This is a genomic window from Verrucosispora sp. SN26_14.1, from assembly GCF_004307965.1.
In the GTDB taxonomy this organism is placed as follows: Bacteria; Actinomycetota; Actinomycetes; order Mycobacteriales; family Micromonosporaceae; genus Micromonospora.
This window is the reverse complement of record NZ_SISL01000420.1, coordinates 1-5,162: the sequence shown is the minus strand read 5'-3', so window position 1 is coordinate 5,162 and position 5,162 is coordinate 1. Positions and strand designations below refer to the sequence as shown.

Here is a 5,162-nt window from a genome sequence, read left to right as displayed (position 1 = left end):
GGCCCGGACGGCCCGACGCCGCCAGGCCCACTGGCCCACCCGCACCAGCACCGCGAGCAGCGCCAGCGCCGGGCCGGTCACCAGCCAGATCCGCAGGGTCGACGACGGGGCCCAGCCGAGCGGCAGGGCGAGGTGATAGAGCAGCGTCCAGAGCGCGAAGGCCAGCACGGCGACGTCGGTCAGCACGGCCGGGATCGCGGCGATCCCGGCCCCGAGCCCGCGCAGCCCGGCCCGGAGGTGCCGCCAGGGCGACGGCTGCGGGCCGGGTGGTGGCGAGGCGGGACCGGTCGGTCCGTCGGCCGCTGCCGGAGCGGGCTCGGCGACGGTCTGGTCGGTCATCGACACACTGCGTCCTTGTCGTCGTCGTACGGGCGGGTGCGGCTGGACACTCCACGGCCGCCTGGCAGACCCCGCGAACCACACCGAGCGTAGTCATCCCGGATGTCGAGTCGAGGCGACGCGCAGCGACGCGCGGACCCGATGCCCGACTCCCGCCAGCGGTACCCCGGGTCGGGCCTGCTCAACCCCCGGTCGGGGCCGCCCTCGGCCGGGGCAGCGGGTCGGGGCCGCCGAGCCCGCGTGCCACCGACTCGACCAGGGTCTCCAGGTAGCTGTCGGTGAGCGGGGCGCGGGCGACGGCGAGTCGCCAGTACAGCGGACCCACGATCAGGTCGACCGCGGCGTCCCGGTCGATGTCGGCGGACACCTCGCCGCGCTCGACCGCCCGGCCGATCAACCGGCCGACGACCTCGTGCTGCCGGGCGCGTAACACCTGCTGGAGGGTCTCGTCGATGGTCGGGTTGCGGGCCGCCTCGGCCAGCAGGTCGGGAATGATCTGCACGGCGAGCGGATGCCGCAGGGCGTGCGCCACCACCTGGAACAGCAACACCAGGTCGCTGCGGAGGCTGCCGGTGTCCAGCGCGGGCAGCCGACCACCGGCAGCGGCGGCCACCACCTCCAGCACCAGGTCGAGCTTCGAGTTCCACCGGCGGTAGATGGCGGTCTTGCTGACGCCCGCCCGGCGCGCCACCGCCTCGATGGAGAGCCGGCCGTAGCCGACCGCCGCGAGTTCCTGCATCAGGGCACGGCGAATGGCCGTGGTGATCTCGCCACGGAGCACTGCCGCACCGGCCGGCGTACGCCTCTTCCCGGTCGTCACCTGGGACTTCTCTCGACTGTCACGAGGAACAATGTAGCGCAACGACGGTACGGTTGCGTCCCGACGTCTTTCGGACTACTGTCCACGCAGCGGCGAGGCGGCGCTCCACGCTAGATTCCATCGTCGCGAACGTATCCGCCGCACGACAGATCGGAGCGCCCATCCCCATGGCCAACACCGCGCTGGCCGACCCCGATTCCGGCCTCACTCCCGCGCAGCTGGCGACCCGCCACGGCCTGCGGGTGGCCGGCGAGCGGCCCTCACTGCGCCGCTACAGCGGTGAGCTGTGGCGTTACCGGCACTTCATCGCCGCGTACGCCAACGCCAAGCTGACCGCCTCGTTCAGCAACGCCCGACTCGGGCAGCTCTGGCAGGTGCTCACCCCGCTGACCAACGCGGCGGTCTACTACCTGATCTTCGGCGTGGTGCTGGAGCAGAGCAGGGGCATCCCGAACTTCATCGCCTACCTCACCACCGGTCTGTTCATCTTCAACTTCACCCAGACCACGGTGCAGCAGGGCACCCAGGCGATCAGCGGCAACCTCGGCCTGATCCGGGCCCTGCACTTCCCCCGGGCCTGCCTGCCGCTGGCCATCACCACCACCCAGTTCCAGCAACTCCTGGGCTCGCTGGTGGTGCTGGTCTGCATCGTGGTGGCCACCGGCGAGCCGATCACGCTGATGTGGCTGATGCTGGTGCCGGCGGTGCTGCTCCAGACGGTCTTCAACGCCGGGCTGACCATGGTGGTGGCCCGGCTGGGCGCCAAGGCCACCGACCTCAAGCAGGTCATGCCCTTCGTGCTCCGGGCCTGGATGTACGGCTCCGGGGTGCTCTACAGCGTGACGCTGTTCTCCGAGAACCTTCCCGGCTGGGCCACCGGGATCGTGCAGTTCAACCCGATGCTGGTCTACATCGAGCTGGCCCGGAGCGCCCTGCTGGAGGAGACCCCGTTGCTCAACGACTCGCTGCCGCTGACCTGGCTGATCGCGGTCGGCTGGGCGGTCGTGATGGGCATCGGCGGTTACCTCTACTTCTGGCGCGGCGAACAGGAGTACGGTCGTGGTTGATCACCTCGAGATGTCCAACGACGTGACGGTCACCCTCCCCCGGATCCAGGACCGGATCCCGACCGTGGTGGTGGACGACGCGCACATCGTCTACCGGGTGCACAAGGGCGCCGCCGGCAACACCAGCCCGGTGGCCGCGCTCAAGCGGATGATGAGCCGCTCCTCGGCGCCGAACGTGCGCGAGGTGCACGCGGTGCGCGGGGTCACCTTCACCGCGTACCGGGGTGAGGCGATCGGGCTGATCGGCACCAACGGCTCCGGCAAGTCGACGCTGCTGCGGGCCATCGCCGGTCTGCTGCCGGTGGAGCGCGGCGCGATCTACACCCAGGGGCAGCCGTCGCTGCTCGGGGTGAACGCGGCGCTGCTCAACGACCTGCCCGGGGAGCGCAACGTCACGCTCGGCTGCCTGGCCATGGGTATGCGCCCGGCCGAGGTGCAGCGCAAGCTCCCGGAGATCATCGAGTTCTCCGGGATCAACCAGCGGGGCGACTTCGCCTCCCTGCCGATGCGGACGTACTCCTCCGGCATGTCGGCCCGGCTGCGCTTCTCCATCGCGGCGGCCAAGCAGCACGACGTGCTGCTGATCGACGAGGCGCTGGCCACCGGCGACAAGGCGTTCCGCAAGCGCAGCGAGAAGCGGGTCCGCGAGCTGCGGGAGAGCGCCGGCACGGTGTTCCTGGTCAGCCACCAACTCTCCTCGGTCCGGGACACCTGCGAACGGACAGTCTGGCTGGAATCGGGCCTGATCCGGATGGACGGACCGACCGCCGAGGTATTGAAGGCCTACGAGGCGTTCACGAACGGCAAGTAGAGTCCGGGCGAACGTCCGACGCCCGTACGGCGTCGCGCGGACCGCGTCGGCCCGTTGGGGTGGCGCGGTCCGCGCGTTAAGGTTCAACCCGTCGCCGGCGCCGGCGACACCCCCCACCCCACACCACCTCACCGAGCCATGTACCCCCGAGAGCGAGGACCGGCAATGACGCAGGACCAGACCACCGACCCGGGCAGCCCGCCGGAGAGCCCGGCACCGTGGCGACCCTCGCGGACGGTGGCCGTGGTGCTGGCCGGCGGCACCGGCACGCGACTGGGCCTCGGCATCCCCAAGCAGCTCCTCAAGATCGCCGGTAAGCCGATCATCGAGCACACCCTGGCCGTCTTCGAGGCCGCGCCGGAGATCGACGAGATCATCGTGCTGATGGCCGCCGGGCACGTCGACGAGGCGCAGCGGATCGTCGACAAGGCCGGCTTCCGCAAGGTCACCAAGGTGATCGAGGGCGGCGACACCCGCAACGCCACCACCCGGGTCGCGCTGGACGCCGTCGGCGAGGCCGACTGCAACATCCTCTTCCACGACGCGGTACGACCCCTGCTCAGCGGCCGGATCGTCCGGGAGTGCGTGAACGCCCTCTGGACGTACGCGGCGGTCGACGTGGCCATCCCGTCGGCCGACACGATCATCCAGGTCGACGAGGACGAGTGCATCACCGACATCCCGGTCCGCGCCACGCTGCGCCGGGGCCAGACCCCGCAGGCGTTCCGGTCGACCACCATCCGGGAGGCGTACCGGCTGGCCGAGGGTGACCCGAACTTCGCCGCCACCGACGACTGCGGTGTGGTCCTGCGCTACCTGCCCGAGGTGCCGATCAAGGTGATCGACGGCTCGGACGAGAACATCAAGGTCACCCACCCGGTCGACGTGCACCTGGCGGACAAGCTGTTCCAGCTCGCCGCCGCCAAGGTGCCCCGGCTGACCGACCACCGGTCGTACAGCGAAGAGGTCACCGGCCGCACGATCGTCGTCTTCGGCGGCAGCTACGGCATCGGCCACGACCTGACCGAGCTGGCCCGCCGCCACGGCGCCCAGGTCTTCCCGTTCAGCCGCTCCAGCACCGGCACGCACGTGGAGCGGCCGGAGGACGTCGAGGCCGCGCTGCGGACCGCCTTCGAGGCCACCGGACGGATCGACCACGTCGTGGTCACCGCCGGGATCCTGGAGAAGGGCGCGCTGGCCGAGATGGACCAGGAGACCATCGACCGGGTGCTCCAGGTCAACTTCGTCGGCCCGGTGACCGTCGCCCGGCAGTCCCTGCCCTACCTCCAGCAGACCAAGGGCCAGCTCCTGCTCTACACCTCCAGCTCGTACACCCGGGGACGGGCCGACTACGCGCTCTACTCGGCCACCAAGGCCGCGCTGGTCAACCTCACCCAGGCGCTCTCCGACGAGTGGGCCGAGTTCGGCGTACGCGTCAACATCATCAACCCGGAGCGGACCGCCACCCCGATGCGGACCAAGGCCTTCGGCGCGGAGCCCGAGAACACCCTGCTCGCCGCCGAGACCGTCGCCCAGGCCTCGCTGGACGTGCTGATCTCGGAACTCACCGGCCAGGTGATCGACGTACGCCGGCCGCCCGGCGAGGCGTCGACCCCCGCCCCGGTACCCACCCAGGCCGACGCCCCCAGCAGCGGCACCCGCGTCGGCTGACCCGCCGACGACGAGCACGAAGGCAGCGCCGAAATGCGTGGTGACCTGGTCACGAAGTTGGCCGCCCGGGGCCTGGCCACCGGCGGGGCGGTCCTGGCGTTCCTGGTGCTCGCGCTCACCGGCGCGACCGCCTGGGGGCTCGGGCTGGCGGTGGCCGCGCTCGCCGCCACCGTCTGGGAGCGCCGGGTCCGACCGGGCGCCGACAGCGTCGCGGAGACCGCTCTGCTCGCCGCCGGGATCCTGGTCGGCTACGCCCGGCAGCTCGACGGCGGCTTCGACCCGATCCTGGCGGTCACCGCCCTCGTGCTGCTCGGGCTGGTGCTGGTCACCGGGCCGCTGCGGACCGCCGGCAACCTGGAGATCCGCGTCGCCAACCTGCCGGTACGCACCTGGGTGCCGCAGGTCGCCGCCCGGCTCGACGACGCGGTGGCGGGGCTGCTCGCCGCCCTGGCAG

At 71.4% G+C, this 5,162-nt stretch carries 4 protein-coding genes and 2 pseudogenes; 4 read left to right on the top strand and 2 right to left on the bottom strand.

Features of this window, described 5'->3' with window-relative positions; genetic code table 11:
- Positions 1-339 (bottom strand): annotated as a pseudogene (locus EYA84_RS25930) (hypothetical protein); the annotation flags it as partial.
- Between the two features lie 181 nt (positions 340-520).
- On the bottom strand, positions 521-1,159 hold the full coding sequence (locus EYA84_RS25925) for a TetR/AcrR family transcriptional regulator (RefSeq protein ID WP_131056214.1): 639 nt from the start codon (positions 1,157-1,159) through the stop codon (positions 521-523).
- A 167-nt stretch (positions 1,160-1,326) separates the two neighbouring features.
- Here EYA84_RS25925 and EYA84_RS25920 point away from each other — a divergent pair, with 167 nt between their 5' ends.
- The 4 genes and pseudogenes from EYA84_RS25920 to EYA84_RS25905 form a co-directional block, all read left to right on the top strand.
- Positions 1,327-2,226, top strand: a complete 900-nt coding sequence (locus EYA84_RS25920) for an ABC transporter permease (protein ID WP_131056213.1) — start codon at positions 1,327-1,329, stop codon at positions 2,224-2,226.
- 10 nt (positions 2,227-2,236) lie between these two features.
- Positions 2,237-3,037 (top strand): ABC transporter ATP-binding protein, encoded by an 801-nt coding sequence (locus EYA84_RS25915; protein ID WP_131056216.1) that lies wholly within the window; start codon positions 2,237-2,239, stop codon positions 3,035-3,037.
- A gap of 165 nt (positions 3,038-3,202) precedes the next feature.
- On the top strand, positions 3,203-4,708 hold the full coding sequence (locus EYA84_RS25910) for a bifunctional cytidylyltransferase/SDR family oxidoreductase (RefSeq protein WP_131056211.1): 1,506 nt from the start codon (positions 3,203-3,205) through the stop codon (positions 4,706-4,708).
- A gap of 33 nt (positions 4,709-4,741) precedes the next feature.
- Positions 4,742-5,162: pseudogene (locus EYA84_RS25905) on the top strand (CDP-glycerol glycerophosphotransferase); the annotation flags it as partial.

Coding starts and splice junctions, on each gene's coding strand:
- EYA84_RS25920 (WP_131056213.1), top strand. CDS start 1,327: ATGGCCAACACCGCGCTGGCCGACCCCGATTCCGGCCTCACTCCCGCG.
- EYA84_RS25915 (WP_131056216.1), top strand. CDS start 2,237: ATGTCCAACGACGTGACGGTCACCCTCCCCCGGATCCAGGACCGGATC.
- EYA84_RS25910 (WP_131056211.1), top strand. CDS start 3,203: ATGACGCAGGACCAGACCACCGACCCGGGCAGCCCGCCGGAGAGCCCG.